This window comes from Trinickia fusca (genome assembly GCF_003628145.1).
In the GTDB taxonomy this organism is placed as follows: Bacteria; Pseudomonadota; Gammaproteobacteria; order Burkholderiales; family Burkholderiaceae; genus Trinickia; species Trinickia fusca.
Genome location: NZ_RBZV01000003.1, coordinates 24934 through 43624 on the forward strand (window position 1 = coordinate 24934; position 18691 = coordinate 43624).

Below are 18691 nucleotides of genomic sequence, written 5' to 3' on the forward strand. Positions count from 1 at the left end.
TCGTATCGCTCATAGTCCCAGGTTGCCTTGCGGCCCTTCGTGCGCGAGCAGCCAGCGCTTGACGCGCAGGAAGAAGCCGTCGCCCGAGTGGTGCGCGAATCCGCCGAGGCCATTGGCGGCCACGACGCGATGACACGGCACGACGATGGGCCAAGGATTGTCGCCGCAAGCCTGGCCGACCGCACGCGCGACACCGCCGAGCTGGTCGGCGAGCTGGCCATACGTGAGCACCTGGCCGGGCGCGATCTCGCACAGCGCCTGCCAGACGCGCCGCTGGAACGGCGTGCCGACGTCGGCGAGCGGCACGTCGAACGAGACGCTCGGGCACGCCAGATACTGCTCGATCTGGCGCACCACCTCCTCGGCCAGCGCCGAATCGGGCGCCACGCCAGGCACCGTCGCCGGCAAATATTCGATGGCCTGCACAACGCCGGCTGCGGCATCCACACGAATGCCGACCTTGCCGAACGGCGCTTCGATTACGGCATTGAATCTCGTCATCGCGCTCTTCCCTTGTCCGTGGTCGTGCGCCGCGCTAGGCGGCCGGTTGTGCGGCCGCCAGCGCCCATTGCACGTGCTCGCGCACGACCGGCGACGGATCGTCGGCGCGCCGGCGCAGCGCGCTGACGATCCGCTCGCGCTCGGTCGCATCGAGCGCGAGCGCGTCGGCCGCACGCAGTGCGTTGCCCATCGCAACGGCCAGATTGCGCAGCCATCGCTCGTAGCCGATGCGGCGGATCGCACTGCCTTGCATACGCGTGTCGAACTCGTCGGCGCTCCAGTCGAACAGCTCGACGAGCGTGGCGCGGTCGAGCCCGTGACGGACATCGAAGTCGGCGACGGGCGCCGCTTGCGCGAACTTGTTCCACGGACAGACGAGCTGGCAGTCGTCGCAACCATACACGCGATTGCCGATCAGCGGCCGCAGTTCCTCGGGAATGCTGCCCTTCAACTCGATCGTCAGATACGAAATGCAGCGCCGCGCATCGACGCGATACGGCCCGACGATCGCGCCAGTCGGGCAGGCATCGATGCAGCGCGTGCAATGCCCGCAATGGGCGCCGGCCGTGCGCGGCGTCTGGTCTGGCGCCATCTCGACATCGGTCGGCAGCGGCAGGTCGACGTAGATCTCGCCCAGAAAGAACAGCGAGCCCGCGTCGCGCTCGAGCAGCAGCGTGTGCTTGCCGCGCCAGCCGATGCCCCCTTTTTGCGCGAGCTCGACTTCGAGCACGGGCGCCGAGTCGGTGAATACGCGATAGCCGTAAGCGCCGATCTCGCCTTCGATGCGCTCGGCGAGCTGCTGGAGCCGCTGGCGCATGACCTTGTGATAGTCGCGGCCGCGCGCATAGATGGAGATGACGGCCGCCGACGGATCGGCCAGACGCGCATGCTCGCGCGCACGCCAATCGCCGTGCGCGGCGCCGCTTTCGCCGGTCTCGGGCGCCAGCGTCGCAGCCGGCAGGTAGGCCATGCGCGCCGTGATCACGCGTCGCGTGCCGGCCACAAGCTCGGCCGGACGCGCACGTTTGGCGCCATGTTTCGCCATATAATCCATCTCGCCGTGGCAACCCGCCTCGAGCCAGGCGGCAAGCGCCGCTTCGGCGTCGGCGAGATTCGTGTCGCTGATACCGACTTGACCGAACCCGAGTTCCCGGCCCCACGTCTTGATGCGTTGCGCGAGCGCAGCCAGCGCCGCGGTATCGAGGCTGCACGTGGCGGCTTCGGCTTCGCGACACGCTAGGGCCTCGTCGGACGCGTGAGCGTCGGTGCGGGATGCGGCGTGTTCCGAACATCGTTTCATCACGCTATTTTACGAGAATGCCCGCAGCGCCCGATCCGTCGCTTTATCCCTGCGCCAGCACGTTGCTCGAGCGCCGCATCTCGCTCGCCACGCTTGCCGACACCGACGCATTCGGCGCGCGCCTGGCCCATGCCATCGACAGCATACGGACGCTGCCGGCTTTCCACGGCCTGCACGTGCAGTTGTTCGGCGACCTCGGCGCCGGCAAGACCACGCTCGTGCGCGCCACGCTCGCAGGTCTCGGTCACCAGGGCCGCGTGCGCAGCCCGACCTACACGCTCGTCGAACCGTACGCGCTCGCGCGCGAGGGCGGCGAGCTCGAGGTCTATCACTTCGATCTCTACCGTTTTGCCGATCCGGCCGAATGGGCCGACGCAGGCTTTCGCGAGTACTTCGACACCGGCGCCGTGTGCCTCGTCGAATGGCCGCAAAAGGCCGGCGTCCTGCTCGGTGTGCCCGATCTCGTGTTGGCGCTCGAAGCCGACGGCGAGAGCCGCGTGCTCGACGCGCGTGCGTATAGCGAATCAGGAAAAGCATGTCTCGAAAGATGTTGATCAAGCCGTTCAAATCGATCGAATCGGCAGCGACGGCCACGCACAACTGGCGCCGCCGCCAGGTGCTGCGCGCCGGCGCGTCGACACTCATCCTCGGGCTCGCGGCCCCGCTCGTCGCGCCGCGGCTGGCGTGGGCCAGCTCGGTGCTGGGCGTGCGCGTGTGGCCCGCGCGCGACTACACCCGCGTGACGATCGAATCCGACCAGCCGCTGCAGAACACGCAGCAGCTGCTGCAAGGGCCCGACCGGCTCGTCGTCGATCTGAACGGCCTCGATCTCGATCAGGCGCTGCGTGATCTGGTTTCGAAGATCGCACCCAATGACCCGCAGATCCGCACGGTGCGCGTCGGGCAATATCAGCAGCATGTCGTGCGACTCGTGTTCGACCTGAAGGGCTCGGTCAAGCCACAGGTGTTTTCGCTGCCGCCCGTGGGCACCTATCGCTACCGGCTCGTGCTCGACCTGTATCCGACCGTCGCGCCCGATCCGCTGATGGAACTGCTCGCGCAGACCGAGCACAAGGAAAAGCGCCTCAACGAAAGCGAAAACCAGGCCGGCAGCGACACGCCAGCGCCGCTTGCCGGTCCGGTCGCCCCGCCCGTGCCGCCGAGCCCGCCAGCCGACAACAGCGACGCGTTCTTCGAGCGCTATGCGCAGAACACGCCCTCTGGCGCGCCGGGCACTAGCACGCCCGGCACGAGCGTGCCGCGCAAGCGGCCCAGCCCTGCTGCACCACCGCCCGCCCCGCCCGTCATCGCGCGCCGTAACGGCAACGGCAATAACGACGGCGTTGCGCGCAACGATCGCGACGACAATCTCGCCGACGATGACACCTACCGCTTCACCGCCCCGAAATCGGGCAACACCGTGCGTCTGCTGACGGTCGCGATCGACCCGGGCCATGGCGGTGAGGACCCGGGAGCAATCGGCAGCGCCGGCACGTACGAGAAGCACATCGCGCTCGACATCGCGAAGAAGCTGCGCGCGCTGATCGACGCCCAGCCGAACATGCGCGCGATGATGACGCGCGACGCCGACTTCTTCGTGCCGCTGAACGTGCGCGTGCAGAAGGCGCGGCGGGTCGGCGCCGATCTGTTCGTGTCGATTCACGCCGACGCGTTCACCACGTCGGCCGCGCGCGGCTCGTCGGTCTTCGCGCTGTCCGAGCATGGCGCATCGAGCGCCGCCGCGCGCTGGATGGCGACGAAGGAAAACGCCTCCGACGTCATCGGCGGCATCAACGTCTCGACGCAGGACGCGACGGTCAATCGCGCGCTGTTCGACATGTCGACGACGGCCCAGATCCGCGACTCCCTGCGCTACGGCGACTTCGTGCTCAAGGAAGTCGGCGAAATCAACAAGCTGCACAAGGGCTCGGTCGAACAGGCGGGCTTTGCGGTGCTGAAGGCGCCTGACATCCCGTCGATCCTCGTCGAGACGGCGTTCATCAGCAATCCCGAAGAAGAGACGCGGCTCAACGACGACAGTTACCGCAGCCAGATGGCGGGCGCGATCCTCAAGGGCATCAAGCGTTACTTCGCCGCCAATCCGCCGCTCGCCAAGAACCGTATGACCTGATCGCGTCCCCGGTCTGTCGCCGGCGCCCCGGGTAGAATGGGCCGCGGCGGGCAGTCCGCCCGAGCCCGACCAGGAGCGCGTCATGACATCCGTGATCAAAGCCATTCTCAAGCCGTCGCAGCGTGACGTCGGCGGTATCGTCGTGCGCCGCGTGCTGCCCGCGATGGCCACCCGTCTCGTCGGCCCGTTCATTTTCTTCGACCACATGGGCCCGGCCGCGCTGCCGCCGGGTGGCGGCCTCGACGTGCGGCCGCACCCGCACATCGGCTTGGCTACCGTCACCTACCTGTTCGACGGCGCGATCCAGCACCGCGACAGCATCGGGTCGGTACAGAGAATCACCCCCGGCGACGTGAACTGGATGACGGCCGGACGCGGCATCGTGCACTCGGAGCGTACGCCCGAAGACATGCGCGCGGCCGGCTCGGTGATGCACGGCATCCAGACCTGGGTCGCGTTGCCACTCGAGCACGAGGACGATGCGCCGTCGTTCGAGCATCATGCCGCCGCTACGCTGCCACGTGTCGAACGCAATGGTGTCGTCCTCGATGTCATTGCCGGCACCGCGTTCGGCGTGCGCTCACCGGTCCGCACGTTCTCGCCGACGCTGTATGCAGCCGTGCGCTTCGCACCGGGCGGTGCGTTCGCGCTCGAGCCGGAGCACGAGGAGCGCGGCGTGTATCTGGTCGAGGGCGATCTGAGCATCGACGGCGAGCCGCTCGCAATCGGCCAGATGGCGGTGCTCGTCCCCGGCGAAACGGCCTCGCTCGCCAGCGCGGGCGGCGCGACGGCGATGCTGCTGGGCGGCGCGAAACTCCCGGGCGAGCGCTACATCGAATGGAATTTCGTCGCCAGTTCGCGCGAGCGCATCGAGCAGGCCAAGCGCGCCTGGACGGAGCAGACGATGGGCACCATTGCCGGCGAAACGCAATGGATTCCGCTTCCCGAACGCGCCTCCGCCAAACACTAGCGTCGACGCGGATACGCCTGGGTTGAAACGAGGCGGGGCAGGCCCCATCTGTGTGTGCAGATCGACTTGTTACGAGGATGAGAGGAAGCGATGAACACCACCCTGGCCACTTTCGAAAAGGACGTGATCGACGCGTCGATGCTCGCCCCGGTCCTCGTCGACTTCTGGGCGCCGTGGTGCGGCCCTTGCAAGTCGCTCGGCCCGCTGCTCGAGCGGCTCGAGACCGAGTACGCAGGCAAATGGCGGCTCGTCAAAGTCAATGTCGACGAAAACCAGCCGCTCGCCGCACACTTTCAGGTGCGCAGCATTCCGCACGTGGTGGCCTTCGTCGAGGGGCGTCCCGTCGATCAATTTACCGGCGTATTGCCCGAAGGCCAGCTGCGTGCCTTCCTCGACCGGCTCGTACCCAATCCGGCGCAGCTCGAGCACCGCGAGGCGCTCGTGGCGCTCGAGAGCGGCGATCTGGCCGCAGCGCTCGATCATCTGCAAGCGGCGCTCGCGCTCGATCCCGGGTTGGACGAGGCGCGTCTCGATCTGATCGAGCTGCTGCTCGACCAGGAACGCGTCGAGGACGCCCGTAGTGAAGTGCAACTGCTGTCGCCGAAGGTCACGCAGGGAATCGACGCGCGCTACAACGCGCTGAAGGCACGGCTCGATGCGCTCGACATCGCGACCGACCTGCCCCCAACCGACGCGCTCGAAGCGCGTGTGGCGGAGAATCCGGTCGATCTCGAAGCCCGCCTCGATCTGGCCAATGCCTTGATCGCGCGGCGCAATTACGAAGGCGCGCTCGAGCACCTGCTGAAGATCGTGCAACACGACCGCTCGTTCGGCGACGACGTCGGACGCAAGACGATGCTGTCGGTGTTCGATCTCGCCGCACACCGGCCGGACATCGTGTCGACCTGGCGCCGCAAGCTCAGCGCGGTGCTGCACTGATCGTCGGCCGATTAGTCATCCGATTAGTCAGCCGCGAGTAGTCAGCCGATTAATCAGCCGATTCCTTTCTTCACGCGGCGCGCGCGGCAGCTTCGACCTCAGCCGGCTGCCCGCGCGAGCGCGCGCAGCACGTGCGCGGCCGCGGCGAACCCGAAGCTGGCGGTCACGCAAACGCTCGAGCCGAAACCCGCGCAGTTCAGTCCGATCGGCCCCGCGTGGCCCGGCGAGGTCGCCACGTGCTGCGCGCCCTCGTCCACGTCGCAGACAGCCGTCTCGGGATAGATGAGCGGCTCGTCGGAATACACCGCGCCGACCTTGAATTTCGCTTTCGGCCCGCGCGGAAAACCGTACTGCTTGCGCAGCTGCGCGCGCACCTTCGACAGTAGCGGGTCTTGAATCGTCAGCGCCAGATCGTCGATGCGGATACGCGTCGGATCGAGCTGGCCGCCCGCCCCGCCTACCGTGATCAGCGGCAGCCCCCGCTCGACGCACCATGCGATCAGCGCCGTCTTCGTGCGCACACTGTCGATCGCGTCGACGATGTAATCGAAGCCGCCACCGAGCAGCGCATCGAAATTGTCGGGCTCCACGAAATCCTCGACGAGACGCACGTCACAGGCAGGATCGATCAGCGCGATGCGTTCGGCCATCGCCTCGACCTTTGGCTTGCCGTAGTTGCCGTCGAGCGCGTGCACCTGACGGTTCGTATTGCTTTCGGCGACGTTGTCGAGATCGATCAGCGTCAGCGTGCCGACCGCGCTGCGCGCGAGCGCCTCGGCCACCCACGAGCCGACCCCGCCGATGCCGATCACGGCCACGTGCGCGCGCTCGAATGCTGCAAGTGCGCGCGTGCCGTAAAGTCGCGCCACGCCGCCAAAGCGTCGCGCGCGATCGGCTTGCGCCAGGTCATTGCCGGGCAAGTCGGCGGAGGTAATATCGGGGCTCGTCGCTTGGGCGCGATGGACGGACATGATGCGTGCGGATTGGCTGGCGTTCGAAGCCCGTATTGTGCCTGAATGGCGCCCAGCGCCTTTCATTCGGAAAGACGCCTGCGCAGCCCGACGCACGTTTTTCCTGCCTTGGCTATACTGGCCCTGATTGAAGCGGTCGCATAAGAAACATGACGAAACTTGCCGAACTTCGCAAAGACTACGCACGCGGCTCGCTCGACGAAACGAGCGTCGAGGCCGATCCGATCCGCCAGTTCGATATCTGGTTCAAGCAGGCGCTCGACGCGCAGCTGCCCGAGCCGAACACGATGACGCTCGCGACCGTCGATGCGCGCGGCTGTCCCTCTGCACGCATCGTGCTCATCAAAGGGGTCGACGAACGCGGCTTTGTCTTCTTTACTAACTACGAAAGCCGCAAGGGCCAGGATCTCGCAGCCAATCCGCATGCGAGCCTGCTCTTTTACTGGATCGAGCTCGAGCGCCAGGTGCGCATCGAAGGCACCGTCGTGAAGACGAGCCCCGAGGAAAGCGACGCGTACTTTGCCTCGCGCCCGGTCGGCTCGCGCATCGGCGCATGGGCCTCCGAGCAAAGCCGCGTCATTGCGAACCGCGCGGTGCTCGATGCCCGCGAGAAGGAGTTTGCCGAGCGCTTCGGCGAGCACCCGCCGCGCCCGCCGCATTGGGGCGGCTACCGGCTCGTGCCCGAAGCCATCGAATTCTGGCAGGGCCGTCCGTCGCGCCTGCACGATCGCATCGTGTACACGCGCGAAGCCGACGGCCGCTGGCGAATCGGACGGTTATCGCCGTGACGCGACCGGCCCGGCTGCCCGCACACGGGCAGCCATCGCCACAAGAGGCCGCACGGCCCGACGTTTGACCGTTTTCGCAGTCCCTGCCGTCCGGCATCGCCCCGCGCGGGCCGCCACGGCAAGCTTTGCTCTGCTTTCATTTTCAACGGACACGGAGAATCGCATGTTCTGGGAGAAAAAGCTGGCGCAGTGGGTAGAAGAAGTGCGGAAGAAAACGAACCTGCCCGCGCGCCTCGTCCTCTGGGACGGGCAGCAGCTCGACTTCGGTCAATTCGCGGCGCCGCAGGTCACGCTGAAGGTCAATCACGCATCGGCACTGCCGCTCTTGCTCGATCCGAGCCTCGACAATCTCGGCGAGGCCTACGTGAAGGGCAAGATCGATATCGAAGGCAAGCTGTCCGACATTATCGATATCGGCTACTCGCTGGCGAAGAGCACCGTCACGAACGCCAGCAAGCTCGCCCGCGTGCGTCGCTATTTCAGTCACACGAAAACGTCGGACAAAAAGGCCATCCAGTATCACTACGACGTCTCGAACGAGTTCTACAAGCTGTGGCTCGACGAGAACATGGTCTATTCGTGCGCGTACTTCGAGAACGGCAACGAAGATCTCGCGACGGCCCAGCTCAAGAAGATCGACCACATCCTCACGAAGATCCAACTGCAGCCGGGACAGCGCCTGCTCGACATCGGGTGCGGCTGGGGCGCGCTCGTGCTGCGCGCCGCGCAGAAATTTGGCGCGCAGTGCGTGGGCGTGACGCTGTCACAGAACCAGTTCGATCTCGCGACCGAGCGCGTGAAGGCCGCCGGGCTCGCCGATCGCATCGAGATTCGCCTGCAGGACTACCGCGACGTGCAAGGCCAGTTCGACCGCATCACGAGCGTGGGCATGTTCGAGCATGTGGGCCGCAAGAATCTGCCGGATTACTTCGGCAAGATCCGCGAGCTGCTGACCGACGACGGCATCGCGATGAACCACGGCATCACGTCGACCGATTACGACAGCGGCGAAACCGCACTCGGCGGCGGTGAGTTCATCGATCGTTACGTGTTCCCCGACGGCGAACTGCCCCACATCGGTCTCGTGCTCGAATCGCTGCAGCGCGGCGGGCTCGAGGCCTCCGACGTCGAAAGCCTGCGCCGGCACTATGCGCATACGCTCGACATCTGGGCCGAGAATTTCGAGGCGAAGGCCGAGGAGGCAAAGAAGCTCGTCGAGGACGAGAAGTTCCGCATCTGGCGCGTCTATCTGGCCGGCTGCGCGTACGCGTTCGAGCACGACGACGTGTCGCTCTATCAAGTCGTCTGCCGCAAGGCAGGGCGCAGTGCAAAAACGTTGCCGTGGTCGCGCCGCTACATGTACGATCGGCCGCTTTGACCTGACCGCCCGAGCGCCGCTCTTCGATGGAAGAAAGAGAAGAAGACCCGCAGTACGATCTTTTCGGCATGCCGGCGCCCGAAGCGGCGCCGGGCACTCCCATCGATACGGCCGACACCCGCAGTGCCAAGCCGGCAAAGCGCGCCCGCCGCGCGCGCGAAGTGCTCCCGGCTCAACCCACCGATGAATTGCGCGAGCTGGCCGGCACGCTGCCGCCGACGGTACACCTGGGCACGTCGTCGTGGTCGTTTCCGGGCTGGGAGGGCATCGTCTATGGCGAGGCCTACAGCGATTCGAAGCTCGCGCGCGACGGACTCGCGGCTTACGGTGCGCATCCGCTGCTCGGCACCGTCAGCATCGACCGGTCGTTTTACGCACCGCTCTCGGTCGCCGATTATCTGCGTTATGCGCAGCAGGTGCCCGACGGCTTTCGCTTCATCGTCAAAGCGCCGGCCTCGGTCACCGATGCGACCGTACGGGCCGAGCGTGGCGAGCCCGTTGCCGCGAATCCTTGCTTTCTCGATGCGAGGCTCGCAGCCAACGAGTTCGTGCAGCCGTGTCTCGCCGGCCTCGGCGAAAAAGCCGGTGCGCTCGTGTTCCAGTTTCCGCCGTTGCCCGAACGCATGCTGGGTGAGCCCGCGGTGTTCATGGAGCGGTTGTCGGCGTTTCTTGCTGCCCTGCCTCCGCTCCCCGAAGGCCCCTGCTATGCCGTCGAAATTCGCGACGCGTGCCTGCTGACACCGCGCCTGATCCGCATGCTGCGCGAACATGGCGTGCGGTACTGCGTAGGACTGCATGCGCGTATGCCCGATCCGTTGCGGCAAGCGGCGGCGCTTGCCCTGCTCGACGGTGAGCAGCCAGCGGGGCCGCTGATCGTGCGTTGGAGTCTGCACGGCGGGTTCAAGTACGAGCAGGCCAAGGCGAAGTACGAGCCATTCAATCGCCTCGTCGACGAGGATCTGGCTACGCGAGCCGCGCTGGCCGAGCTGGCGGCGCGTTATGCGATTGCGGGACAGCCGGTGCTGATCGTGGCGAACAACAAGGCGGAAGGGTCTGCGCCGCTCACTTGTATTGCGCTGGCAGGGGAGATCGCTGCGGCCTGCGCGCGGATGCGCGAAGAGCCGCATCGATAGGGAAGTTACTGCGGTTTATCAAAGTTATTCGACCAGTGAATAAACCGGGATAACTTTGCTATCGATCTAGTCTGCGTCGCTTGACGGCACCCTCGGACGGTGCGCCGCCGCGCAAAGACCTGCGCAACGACGCGTCATCAAGAGGTCAAACCCGCCCAAGAAAACCCTCACACCCCCGACCGCATCCAGCTCGAGAACTTCGCACGAAACTTCGCCACCTTCGGCGCGACGACGAACGCGCAATACCCTTGCTCGGGATGCTGTGCGAAATAGTTCTGATGATAGGCCTCGGCCGGCCAGTAATTGCCGTCGAGCGGCAAGACTTCGGTCACGATCGGCGCACTGAACACGCTGTCGTGTTCGAGCTCGCGGATCACCTCGAACGCGCTATCGCGCTGCGCGTCCGAATGCGTGAAGACGACCGAGCGGTACTGCGTGCCCACGTCGTTGCCCTGCCGATTGAGCTGCGTCGGATCGTGGATCGAAAAGAAAATCTGCAGGATCTCCCGATAGCTGATTTTCGTAGGATCGAAGACGATGTTCACGACCTCGGCGTGCCCCGTGTCACCGTCGCAGACCTGCTCGTAGGTGGGGTGCTCGACCTTCCCGCCGGCGTAGCCCGACTCGACGGACTGCACGCCGTCGACATCGACGTAGACCGCTTCGAGACACCAGAAACACCCGCCACCCAGCGTAGCGGTCTCGCTTGCCTGACTCATGGCTGCTCCTTTCGATTGCGTACCTAGCACTGCGGCGGCGCCCAGGCGCCGTGCGTCACCAGAAGCTTAGTGCGTTTTGCCTCCGCCGGGGGCTGCGCCGGCAGATCGTCGGGCAGCGCGTACGTATTCATTTAGAATCTCGGCTGATCGCGACTATCGATATGACCTTCTATTCCCCTTTCTCGTTCGCGGCGCCCGCCTCGTACGCGTTGCCACCAGCCGGAGCGCCGAGCCGATGAAACGCGCGAGCCCTCCGAATTTCGATTCCGCAGCATTTCGCTGCGCCCTCGGGCAGTTCGCGACCGGCGTGACCGTCATCACGACGCGCGCCCCGTCAGGACAACTGATCGGCATCACGGCCAGCTCGTTCAACTCCGTCTCGCTGACGCCGCCGCTCGTGCTCTGGAGCCTGGCGACGAGGTCGGCGTCGATGCCCGTGTTCCAGACCAACAGCCATTACGTCGTGAACGTGCTGGCACAGTCGCAGCTCGATCTGTGCAAACGCTTTGCCACGGTCAAGGGCGACCGCTTCGAAGGCGTCTCGCATGCGGCCGGGGATACGGGCATGCCCGTGCTCGACGGCGCGTTGGCCTGGTTCGAATGCCACAACCGCAGCCGCTACGAGGAAGGCGACCACGTCATCTTCGTGGGAGAAGTCGAGCGTTGCGGCGTGCATCCTGAAGCGGAAAACATCGCGCCGCTGATTTTCCATGGCGGCGCATTCCATGGGTTGAAGTCGCTTTGAGCGTCGAAGCGAAGGTGCCCCTCGCACCGTGCGCGGCAGTGATAGAACCCGATTCGTTGACATCCGACATGAGCAGCATGCATGATGCAGCCATGAATTTCACCGCTCGCCCCCTTTCGACGACAACCGTCACGACCGCCTTCGGCGGGCCGTGACGTCGGTGTTTGCGAGCAGCGCGATACAACGCATTTCATCGATGACCCAAGGCCCCGCCGGTAACGGACGGGGCCTTTTGTTTGCCCGCGTCACGCCCGGCACACTCAAGAAGGAGAAGCCATGCAAGCGGCAAACGGCGCGCAACGCGCCCTGTTGATCGTCGACATGCAAGTCGGCCTGTTTCACGGCCCCGAACGGCCCTACGAAGGCGAGCGCGTACTCGAGCGCATCGTCGAATTGATCCGCCGGGCACGCGAAGCGCGCGCCCCCGTCTATGCCGCCCGGCATACCGGCCCGCCGGGCTCGCCGATCGCACCGGGCAGCGCGCTCACGCAACTGCTGCCTCAGCTTCATGTCGATGCGGCGTTCGACAAGACCCGCCCCAACTGCTTTCACGACACGCCGCTCGCGCAATGGCTCGGCGACGCAGGGATCGGCGAAGTCGTCATCGTCGGCATGAAGACGCAATACTGCGTCGACGCGACCTGCCGCGCCGCGGGCGATCTCGGCTATCGCGCGCATCTCGTGACCGACGCGCACACGTGCATGGACACGCCTGCCTTGCCGGCGCGCGCGATCATCGACCATCACAACGCGACGTTGGACGGCGCATTCGCGACGCTCACGAGCACGGCCGCGTGCCGGTTCTGAGCGCAGCCCGCGGCCGGGGCGCGCATCACCAGACGCGATACACACGCCCCGTCTGCACGCCGTCGATGCTGCGCTGATACGCGAGTGCCACGCGTGCGGCCGGCACCGACTCGAAGCCCGGGAAGTAAGGGCCGAACACGCCCTCGGACTCGGTCAGCAGCGTCGGGTTGACCGAGTTGATGCGCACGCCGCGCGCGAGCTCCGTCGCGGCCGCGCGCACGAAGCCGTCGATCGCCGCGTTGACCGCGGTCGCGTTGGCGCCATAAAGAATCGGCTCTTCGCCGACGATGCCGCTCGTCAGCGTGATCGAGCCGCCGTCGTTCAAATACGCCTGCCCCACGAGCGCAAGACGCACCTGCCCGAGCAGCTTGCTCTGCAGGCCGACCTCGAACTGCGCGCTCGTCATCTCGCCGAGCGCGCCGAAGTGCAGCTCGCCCGTCGTCGACACGAGCGCATCGATACGGCCAACGCGCTCGAACAGCGCGGCCACGCTGCGCTCGTCGGCGATGTCGACTTGCAAATCGCCGCCGCGCCGCCCCACCCGGATCACCTCATGACCGACGGCCGTCAGCCGCTCGGCCACCGCCGTCCCCACCGTGCCCGTGGCACCGACCACCAGTACCTTCTTCGTCTTCATGTTCCGCTCCACGCATTCGTTTTACAGGTGCCCATTCTCGAACGAACGCATACAGCGATAAACGGCACTATCATTCGAGCTTTGCTAACTCACGGTTCGGAATGGCATGGACAAGCTGCGCTCGATGGAAGTGTTCGTCGCCGTCGTCGACACGGGCAACTTCAGCGCGGCAGCCGACGCGCTCGAGATGTCGTCGGTGATGGTCGGCAAGTACGTGCGGCATCTCGAAGAGCGCCTCGATACACGGCTTATCCATCGCACGACGCGCAAGCAAGGCCTGACCGAAGCCGGCGCCGCGTTCTACGAAAACTGCAAGGCGGCGCTCGAGCAAGTACGCGCCGCAGAACAATCGGTGCAGGCGCTCAATACGGTGCCACAGGGCACGCTGCGCGTGAGCGCGCCCGTCACGCTCGGCACGTCGGTCGTCGCACCGCTCGTGGCCGACTATCTGGCGCAGTATCCGCACGTGAAGGTCGAGCTCGTACTCAACAATGCACTCGTCGATCTGATCGCGGACGGCTACGACGTTGCATTTCGCATCGGCGAGAACGTCGATCCAGACCTCGTCGCCAAGCCACTGCCGCCCTATCGCATGACGATCTGCGCGGCACCGGGCTACCTGCGCGAGCACGGTACGCCGCGCTCGCCGACCGATCTCGCCCAACATCGCTGCCTCGGCCATACGGTCTGGAACCATCGTACGGCCTGGCGACTGCGCGATGACGAAGCGGAATTCGTGTGGCCCGTGAACGGCCGCTTCCTGTCCAACGACGGTCACGCGCTGCGGGCGGCCGCGGTGGGTGGCGCCGGGCTGCTGCTGCAACCGGAAGTGCTCGTGGCAGAAGACCTCGCTTGCGGGCGGCTCGTACGCGTGCTCGAGGAATTCGCCCCAGTGCCGCGCCCCGTCTATCTCGTCTATCTGCCCGATGCACGGCCGCGTCCCAAGGTGAGGACGTTCGTCGACTACCTCGAGACCCGGCTCGCAACCGGCCATACCACGCCGGCCAGCGCGCCGAAGATGGGCCGCAAGCGACGCTGACGTCGCTAACCCAAACGGCCGTAACTGTCCTAACGCGCCGCGCCGGCCGCGGCGGGCGTCAGCGTGACGGGCACGCCCGAATCCTCTTTGAGCGTCTGCAGCACGATGTTCGAGCGGATGTCGATGACGCCCGGCGCCTTGTACAGCTTCGTCAGCACGAAGTCGGAGTAGTGCTTCAGGTTATGCGCGAGCACACGCAGGATGTAGTGGCTCTCGCCCGTCACGACGAACGCCCCCATCACTTCCGGCCATTCCCGTACGGCTTCGGCAAAACGCTCGTGCCAGTTCTCCTGGTCGTTGCGCATCGATACCTGCACGAACGCCTCGAGTTCGAAGCCGAGCGCTTCACGGTTCAGACACGCCCGATACCGCTCGATCACGCCCTGCTCCTCGAGCAGGCGCAAGCGGCGCAGGCACGCCGACGGCGACAACGAGATCCGTTCCGCCAGATCCAGATTACTGATGCGCCCCTCGTTCTGCAGCACAGTCAGAATGCGGCAATCGGTGGCGTCGAGTGAGATCGCATTCATTTTTGGTCCCCTTTCTTCTCTTGTCTCGAATTATGTTCTAGTCGGGCTCGTTTTGGGCGACGATTTCGCAAGCACTTTGCACGGCAAGTTGCCTATCATCGAGCCATCGCCCCACAGAAGAGACGAGACGACATGGAGACGCTCTGGGACATCTCTCCCGCCATCGACACCGCCACGCCGGTCTGGCCCGGCGACACGCCCGTCACGATCGAGCGCGTCTGGCGGATGGAGGCCGGTTCGCCCGTGAACGTGGCGCGTGCCACGCTCTCGCCGCACACGGGCGCGCATGCCGATGCGCCGCTGCACTACGACGCGGGCGGCATGCCGATCGGCACCGTGCCGCTCGACGCGTACCTGGGCCGCTGCCGCGTGATCCACTGCATCGGCGCAGCGCCGCTCGTGATGCCCGAGCACGTGCGTGCCCATCTCGATGATGTGCCGCCGCGCGTGCTGTTGCGCACCTACGAGCGCGCCCCGCTCGAGCGCTGGGACAGCGCCTTTTGCGCCGTCGCGCCGCAAACACTCGATCTGCTCGCCGAGCATGGGGTCAAGCTGATCGGCATCGACACGCCGTCGCTCGACCCGCAGGACTCGAAGACGATGCAGGCGCATGGGCGTGTGCGCGCACACGGCATGGCGATCCTCGAAGGGCTCGTGCTCGATGCCGTCGCACCCGGCGACTACGAGCTGATCGCGCTGCCGCTGAAGTTCGCGACGCTCGACGCCAGCCCGGTACGGGCGGTGTTGCGCGCGCTGCCCACCAGCATGGGCGCGTAAAGCCTGCCCGACGCGCATGACGCTGCGATTACCGCTGCGACGCCATGCTTGCCGTTCACCTGATTCGTTCCGTTCATCGACTTTCTTTCCGCGTCTATCGACCCGACCATGAAAACCCGTGACGAAGCACTCGCGCTCGACCGCGACGACCCGCTTGCCCCCTTACGTAACCGATTCGCGCTGGCCCCCGGTGTCATTTATCTGGATGGCAATTCGCTCGGCGTGCCGCCCGTGGCCGCCAGCGCCCGCGCCCAGGCCGTCATCGGCCAGGAATGGGGCGAAGGCCTGATCCGCAGCTGGAATACGGCAGGCTGGTTCGCCCTGCCGCGCCGGCTCGGCGACAAGCTCGCACCGCTGATCGGCGCGGGCCGCGATGAAGTCGTCGTCACCGACACGATCTCGGTCAATCTGTTCAAGCTGTTGTCGGCCGCGCTGCGCATGATGGCCGAGCGCGATCCGCGCCGCCGCGTGATCGTCTCCGAGCGCGCGAACTTCCCGACTGACCTGTACATCGCGCAAGGCCTCATCGAGCAGCTCGATCGCGGCTACACGCTGCGTCTCGTCGACGATCCGGCTGACCTGCCGGACGCCATCGACGACGAAACCGCCGTCGCGATGATCACGCACGTGAATTACCGCACGGGCTACATGCACGACATGGCGTCGCTCACGCATCTGATCCATCAGGCGGGCGCGCTCGCGCTGTGGGATCTCGCACATTCGGCCGGCGCGGTGCCCGTCGATCTGAACGGCGTCGGCGCCGATTTCGCGGTGGGCTGCACGTACAAGTATCTGAACGGCGGCCCCGGCTCGCCCGCGTTCGCATGGGTCGCCAAGCGTCACCAGAACACGCTCGCCCAGCCGCTCTCGGGTTGGTGGGGACACCGCAAGCCGTTCGCGATGGACCCGCGCTATGCGCCCGACGAAGGCATCGGCCGCTTTCTGTGCGGCACGCAGCCGATCGTGTCGATGTCGCTCGTCGAAGCGGGGCTCGACGTGTTTCTCGAGACCGACATGGCCGCGATCCGCCGCAAGTCGCTCGCGCTGACCGACCGCTTCATTGAGCTCGTCGAGGCGCGCTGCGCAGGCCACGCGCTGACGCTCGTCACGCCGCGCGCGCATGCGCAGCGTGGCTCGCATGCCAGCTTCGAGCATCCGCACGGCTACGAGATCATGCAGGCGCTCATCGCACGCGGCGTGATCGGCGATTATCGCGAACCGCATGTGCTGCGCTTCGGCTTCACTCCGCTGTACACGCGTTTCGTCGATGTGTGGGACGCGGTGGAGACACTGCGCGACATACTCGATACCGAAGCCTGGCGGGCCCCCGAGTTCGCGGCCCGTCATTCGGTGACCTAAGGATTTCGACATGACCGACCCTATGCAAGTACCCGAGCTGCCCGATACCGACGCGCCTTCCGCCAGCCCTACCGATGCCGCACGCGCGCAAGGCTGCCCGTTCGGGCACGGCAGCGGGGAGCCCACCCCGGGCGAAGGTTGGCACGATGCGCAGCTCGACTTCTCGAAGTCGATGAGCTACGGCGATTACCTGTCGCTCACGCAGATCCTCGAGGCTCAGCATCCGCTCTCGCCCGATCACAACGAGATGCTGTTCATCATCCAGCATCAGACGAGCGAGCTATGGATGAAGCTCGCCCTGTACGAACTGCGCGCAGCGCTCGAGTCCGTCCGGCGCGATCAGTTGCCGCCCGCGTTCAAGATGCTGGCGCGCGTCTCGCGCATTCTCGAACAGCTCGTGCAAGCGTGGAACGTGCTGGCCACGCTGACGCCGTCCGAGTACACGGCCATGCGGCCGTACCTGGGCTCGTCCTCGGGATTCCAGTCGTATCAGTACCGTCAGATCGAGTTCATCCTCGGCAACAAGAACGAGCAGATGCTCAAGCCCCATGCGCATCGGCCCGATATCCTCGCACAAGTGCAGGCCGCGCTCGAAGCGCCGTCGTTCTACGATGAAGTCATTCGATTGCTCGCGCGGCGCGGCTTCGCGATCGCGCCCGAACGGCTCGAGCGCGACTGGTCGCAGCCGACCGTGCACGATGCGACCGTCGAAGCCGCCTGGCTCGAGGTCTACCGCAATCCGTCGCAGCATTGGGAGCTCTACGAGATGGCCGAGGAGCTCGTCGACCTCGAGGATGCGTTCCGCCAATGGCGCTTTCGTCACGTCACGACGGTCGAGCGCATCATCGGCTACAAGCAGGGGACTGGGGGTACGAGCGGCGCGCCCTATCTGCGCAAGATGCTCGACGTCGTGTTGTTTCCCGAGTTGTGGCACGTGCGCACGGTGTTGTGACGCACCTGACGTAAGGCCGGTACCGCGCACCAGCCTTATGCTGCGGGCAGGTGCCGCCTCGCTTCACGCGCCTGCCCGAGCAGCCACAGGCGAAACGCGGCCACGTCGGGCCGCTCTGCCTTCGCGGACGGGTAGATGAGCCAGTAGCTGTAATCGTTGGCGATCGCGAGATCGAACGGCTGCACGAGCAAGCCGCTGCGCAAGTCGTCGGCCGCCAGCATCAAGCGGCCCAGCGCGACGCCCTGCCCTTGCACGGCGGCTTGCAGCGCAAGCGCCGCATCGTCGAACGCAAGCCCCGTCTTCCCGTCGAGCCCAGGCACGCCCGCCTGCTCGCTCCATGTCTTCCAGCCGTGCTTCGGCGTATCGTGCAGCAAGCGCGCGTAACGCAGATCATCGGGACAACGAAGTGCGGGCGGGCCAGCTGCAACCTGCGGTGCACACACCGGGCTCAGCATCTCGCGTGCGATCAATTCCGACTTCATGCCGGGCCAGCGGCCGATGCCCGAGCGGATCGCGACGTCGAACCGGTCGTCCATCCCGTTCCACAGCTCGGCCGAGCTCGTGAGCTTGAGCTCGATATCGGGATGTTGTGCCTGGAAGCCATGCAGCCGCGGCACGAGCCAGCGCGATGCGAAGGACGGCAGCGCGGTGATGCGCAGCGGCCCGTCCTCCTTTTCCCTCACGCGCATCGTGGCGCGCGCAAGCAAATCGAACGCAGGGGTGAGCTCCGCCAGATAGATGCGCCCCTTATCGGTCAGCGACAACGCGTGACCACGCCGCTCGAACAGGCGGAAGCCGAGCCAATCCTCGAGTTGACGGACTTGATGACTGATGGCGGCCTGCGTCACACACAATTCGGCGGCAGCCTGGGTGAAACTCAATTGACGCGCCGCGGCCTCGAAGGCTCGCAGCGCGCTAAGTGGAGGCAATCGGCGCATGCGCTCGATCATCTCACGTTATCGAACCCATGAAAAATCTTCGTTTTGCTCAGGCATGCGGCACGGGTCTAATGACG

Annotated in this window: 20 protein-coding genes; 13 read left to right on the top strand and 7 right to left on the bottom strand. The window is 65.8% G+C overall.

Annotation, left to right across the window (positions count from 1 at the left end; genetic code table 11):
• Positions 1-9: 9 nt before the first annotated feature.
• Together D7S89_RS09355 and queG are read right to left on the bottom strand one after the other, a co-directional pair.
• Positions 10-501, bottom strand: a complete 492-nt coding sequence (locus tag D7S89_RS09355) for a methylated-DNA--[protein]-cysteine S-methyltransferase (RefSeq protein WP_121277407.1) — start codon at positions 499-501, stop codon at positions 10-12.
• 34 nt (positions 502-535) lie between these two features.
• Complete coding sequence (queG, locus tag D7S89_RS09360) at positions 536-1801, bottom strand: tRNA epoxyqueuosine(34) reductase QueG (RefSeq protein ID WP_121277408.1); 1266 nt, start codon at positions 1799-1801, stop codon at positions 536-538.
• 17 nt (positions 1802-1818) lie between these two features.
• Between queG and tsaE the strand changes: the two genes are divergently transcribed.
• The 4 genes from tsaE (at position 1819) to trxA (ending at position 5841) form a co-directional block, all read left to right on the top strand.
• The gene (gene tsaE, locus D7S89_RS09365) at positions 1819-2355 is read left to right on the top strand and encodes a tRNA (adenosine(37)-N6)-threonylcarbamoyltransferase complex ATPase subunit type 1 TsaE (RefSeq protein WP_121277409.1); all 537 of its coding nucleotides are present in this window, start codon (positions 1819-1821) and stop codon (positions 2353-2355) included.
• Positions 2337-3932, top strand: coding sequence for an N-acetylmuramoyl-L-alanine amidase (locus D7S89_RS09370; protein ID WP_121277410.1), 1596 nt, complete (start codon positions 2337-2339; stop codon positions 3930-3932). Before tsaE ends, D7S89_RS09370 begins: the two co-directional genes overlap by 19 nt.
• 82 nt (positions 3933-4014) lie before the next feature.
• Positions 4015-4902 carry a pirin family protein gene (locus D7S89_RS09375; protein ID WP_121277411.1) on the top strand — a complete coding sequence of 296 codons (888 nt, stop codon included), beginning with the start codon at positions 4015-4017 and terminating at the stop codon, positions 4900-4902.
• Between the two features lie 90 nt (positions 4903-4992).
• Positions 4993-5841 (top strand): thioredoxin, encoded by an 849-nt coding sequence (gene trxA / locus D7S89_RS09380; RefSeq protein WP_121277412.1) that lies wholly within the window; start codon positions 4993-4995, stop codon positions 5839-5841.
• Between the two features lie 98 nt (positions 5842-5939).
• Here trxA and tcdA read toward each other — a convergent pair whose 3' ends face one another.
• Entirely contained in the window at positions 5940-6812 is an 873-nt protein-coding gene (tcdA, locus tag D7S89_RS09385; protein WP_121277413.1) for a tRNA cyclic N6-threonylcarbamoyladenosine(37) synthase TcdA, read from the bottom strand.
• Between the two features lie 149 nt (positions 6813-6961).
• Between tcdA and pdxH the strand changes: the two genes are divergently transcribed.
• The 3 genes from pdxH to D7S89_RS09400 all read left to right on the top strand — a co-directional run bounded on the left by pdxH (position 6962) and on the right by D7S89_RS09400 (position 10111).
• Entirely contained in the window at positions 6962-7600 is a 639-nt protein-coding gene (pdxH, locus tag D7S89_RS09390) for a pyridoxamine 5'-phosphate oxidase (RefSeq protein WP_121277414.1), read from the top strand.
• A 163-nt stretch (positions 7601-7763) separates the two neighbouring features.
• Positions 7764-8978 (top strand): SAM-dependent methyltransferase, encoded by a 1215-nt coding sequence (locus tag D7S89_RS09395; protein WP_121277415.1) that lies wholly within the window; start codon positions 7764-7766, stop codon positions 8976-8978.
• A 26-nt stretch (positions 8979-9004) separates the two neighbouring features.
• Positions 9005-10111: a DUF72 domain-containing protein gene (locus D7S89_RS09400; protein WP_121277416.1), complete on the top strand. Its 1107-nt coding sequence runs from the start codon at positions 9005-9007 to the stop codon at positions 10109-10111.
• A gap of 167 nt (positions 10112-10278) precedes the next feature.
• On the opposite strand, the gene msrA is transcribed toward D7S89_RS09400, so the two are convergent.
• A complete protein-coding gene (gene msrA / locus D7S89_RS09405; RefSeq protein WP_121277417.1) occupies positions 10279-10830 on the bottom strand; it encodes a peptide-methionine (S)-S-oxide reductase MsrA in 552 nt (183 codons plus the stop codon).
• 235 nt (positions 10831-11065) lie between these two features.
• Here msrA and D7S89_RS09410 point away from each other — a divergent pair, with 235 nt between their 5' ends.
• Positions 11066-11575, top strand: coding sequence for a flavin reductase family protein (locus tag D7S89_RS09410; protein ID WP_121277418.1), 510 nt, complete (start codon positions 11066-11068; stop codon positions 11573-11575).
• Positions 11576-11851: 276 nt separating this feature from the next.
• On the top strand, positions 11852-12382 hold the full coding sequence (locus D7S89_RS09415) for a cysteine hydrolase family protein (RefSeq protein ID WP_121277419.1): 531 nt from the start codon (positions 11852-11854) through the stop codon (positions 12380-12382).
• Between the two features lie 25 nt (positions 12383-12407).
• Here the strand turns inward: D7S89_RS09415 and D7S89_RS09420 are convergent, their stop codons facing one another.
• Positions 12408-13019, bottom strand: coding sequence for a short chain dehydrogenase (locus D7S89_RS09420; protein ID WP_121277420.1), 612 nt, complete (start codon positions 13017-13019; stop codon positions 12408-12410).
• Between the two features lie 106 nt (positions 13020-13125).
• Between D7S89_RS09420 and D7S89_RS09425 the strand changes: the two genes are divergently transcribed.
• Positions 13126-14058, top strand: a complete 933-nt coding sequence (locus D7S89_RS09425) for a LysR family transcriptional regulator (RefSeq protein WP_121277421.1) — start codon at positions 13126-13128, stop codon at positions 14056-14058.
• A gap of 29 nt (positions 14059-14087) precedes the next feature.
• Here the strand turns inward: D7S89_RS09425 and D7S89_RS09430 are convergent, their stop codons facing one another.
• Positions 14088-14588: an Lrp/AsnC family transcriptional regulator gene (locus D7S89_RS09430; RefSeq protein WP_121277422.1), complete on the bottom strand. Its 501-nt coding sequence runs from the start codon at positions 14586-14588 to the stop codon at positions 14088-14090.
• A gap of 132 nt (positions 14589-14720) precedes the next feature.
• Between D7S89_RS09430 and kynB the strand changes: the two genes are divergently transcribed.
• The 3 genes from kynB to kynA all read left to right on the top strand — a co-directional run bounded on the left by kynB (position 14721) and on the right by kynA (position 17676).
• Positions 14721-15365, top strand: coding sequence for an arylformamidase (gene kynB, locus D7S89_RS09435; RefSeq protein WP_121277423.1), 645 nt, complete (start codon positions 14721-14723; stop codon positions 15363-15365).
• Positions 15366-15473: 108 nt separating this feature from the next.
• A complete protein-coding gene (gene kynU / locus D7S89_RS09440; RefSeq protein WP_121277424.1) occupies positions 15474-16724 on the top strand; it encodes a kynureninase in 1251 nt (416 codons plus the stop codon).
• A gap of 10 nt (positions 16725-16734) precedes the next feature.
• Positions 16735-17676: a tryptophan 2,3-dioxygenase gene (kynA, locus tag D7S89_RS09445; protein WP_121277425.1), complete on the top strand. Its 942-nt coding sequence runs from the start codon at positions 16735-16737 to the stop codon at positions 17674-17676.
• A 35-nt stretch (positions 17677-17711) separates the two neighbouring features.
• Here kynA and gcvA read toward each other — a convergent pair whose 3' ends face one another.
• Complete coding sequence (gene gcvA / locus D7S89_RS09450) at positions 17712-18626, bottom strand: transcriptional regulator GcvA (protein WP_342766891.1); 915 nt, start codon at positions 18624-18626, stop codon at positions 17712-17714.
• Between the last annotated feature and the right edge of the window lie 65 nt (positions 18627-18691).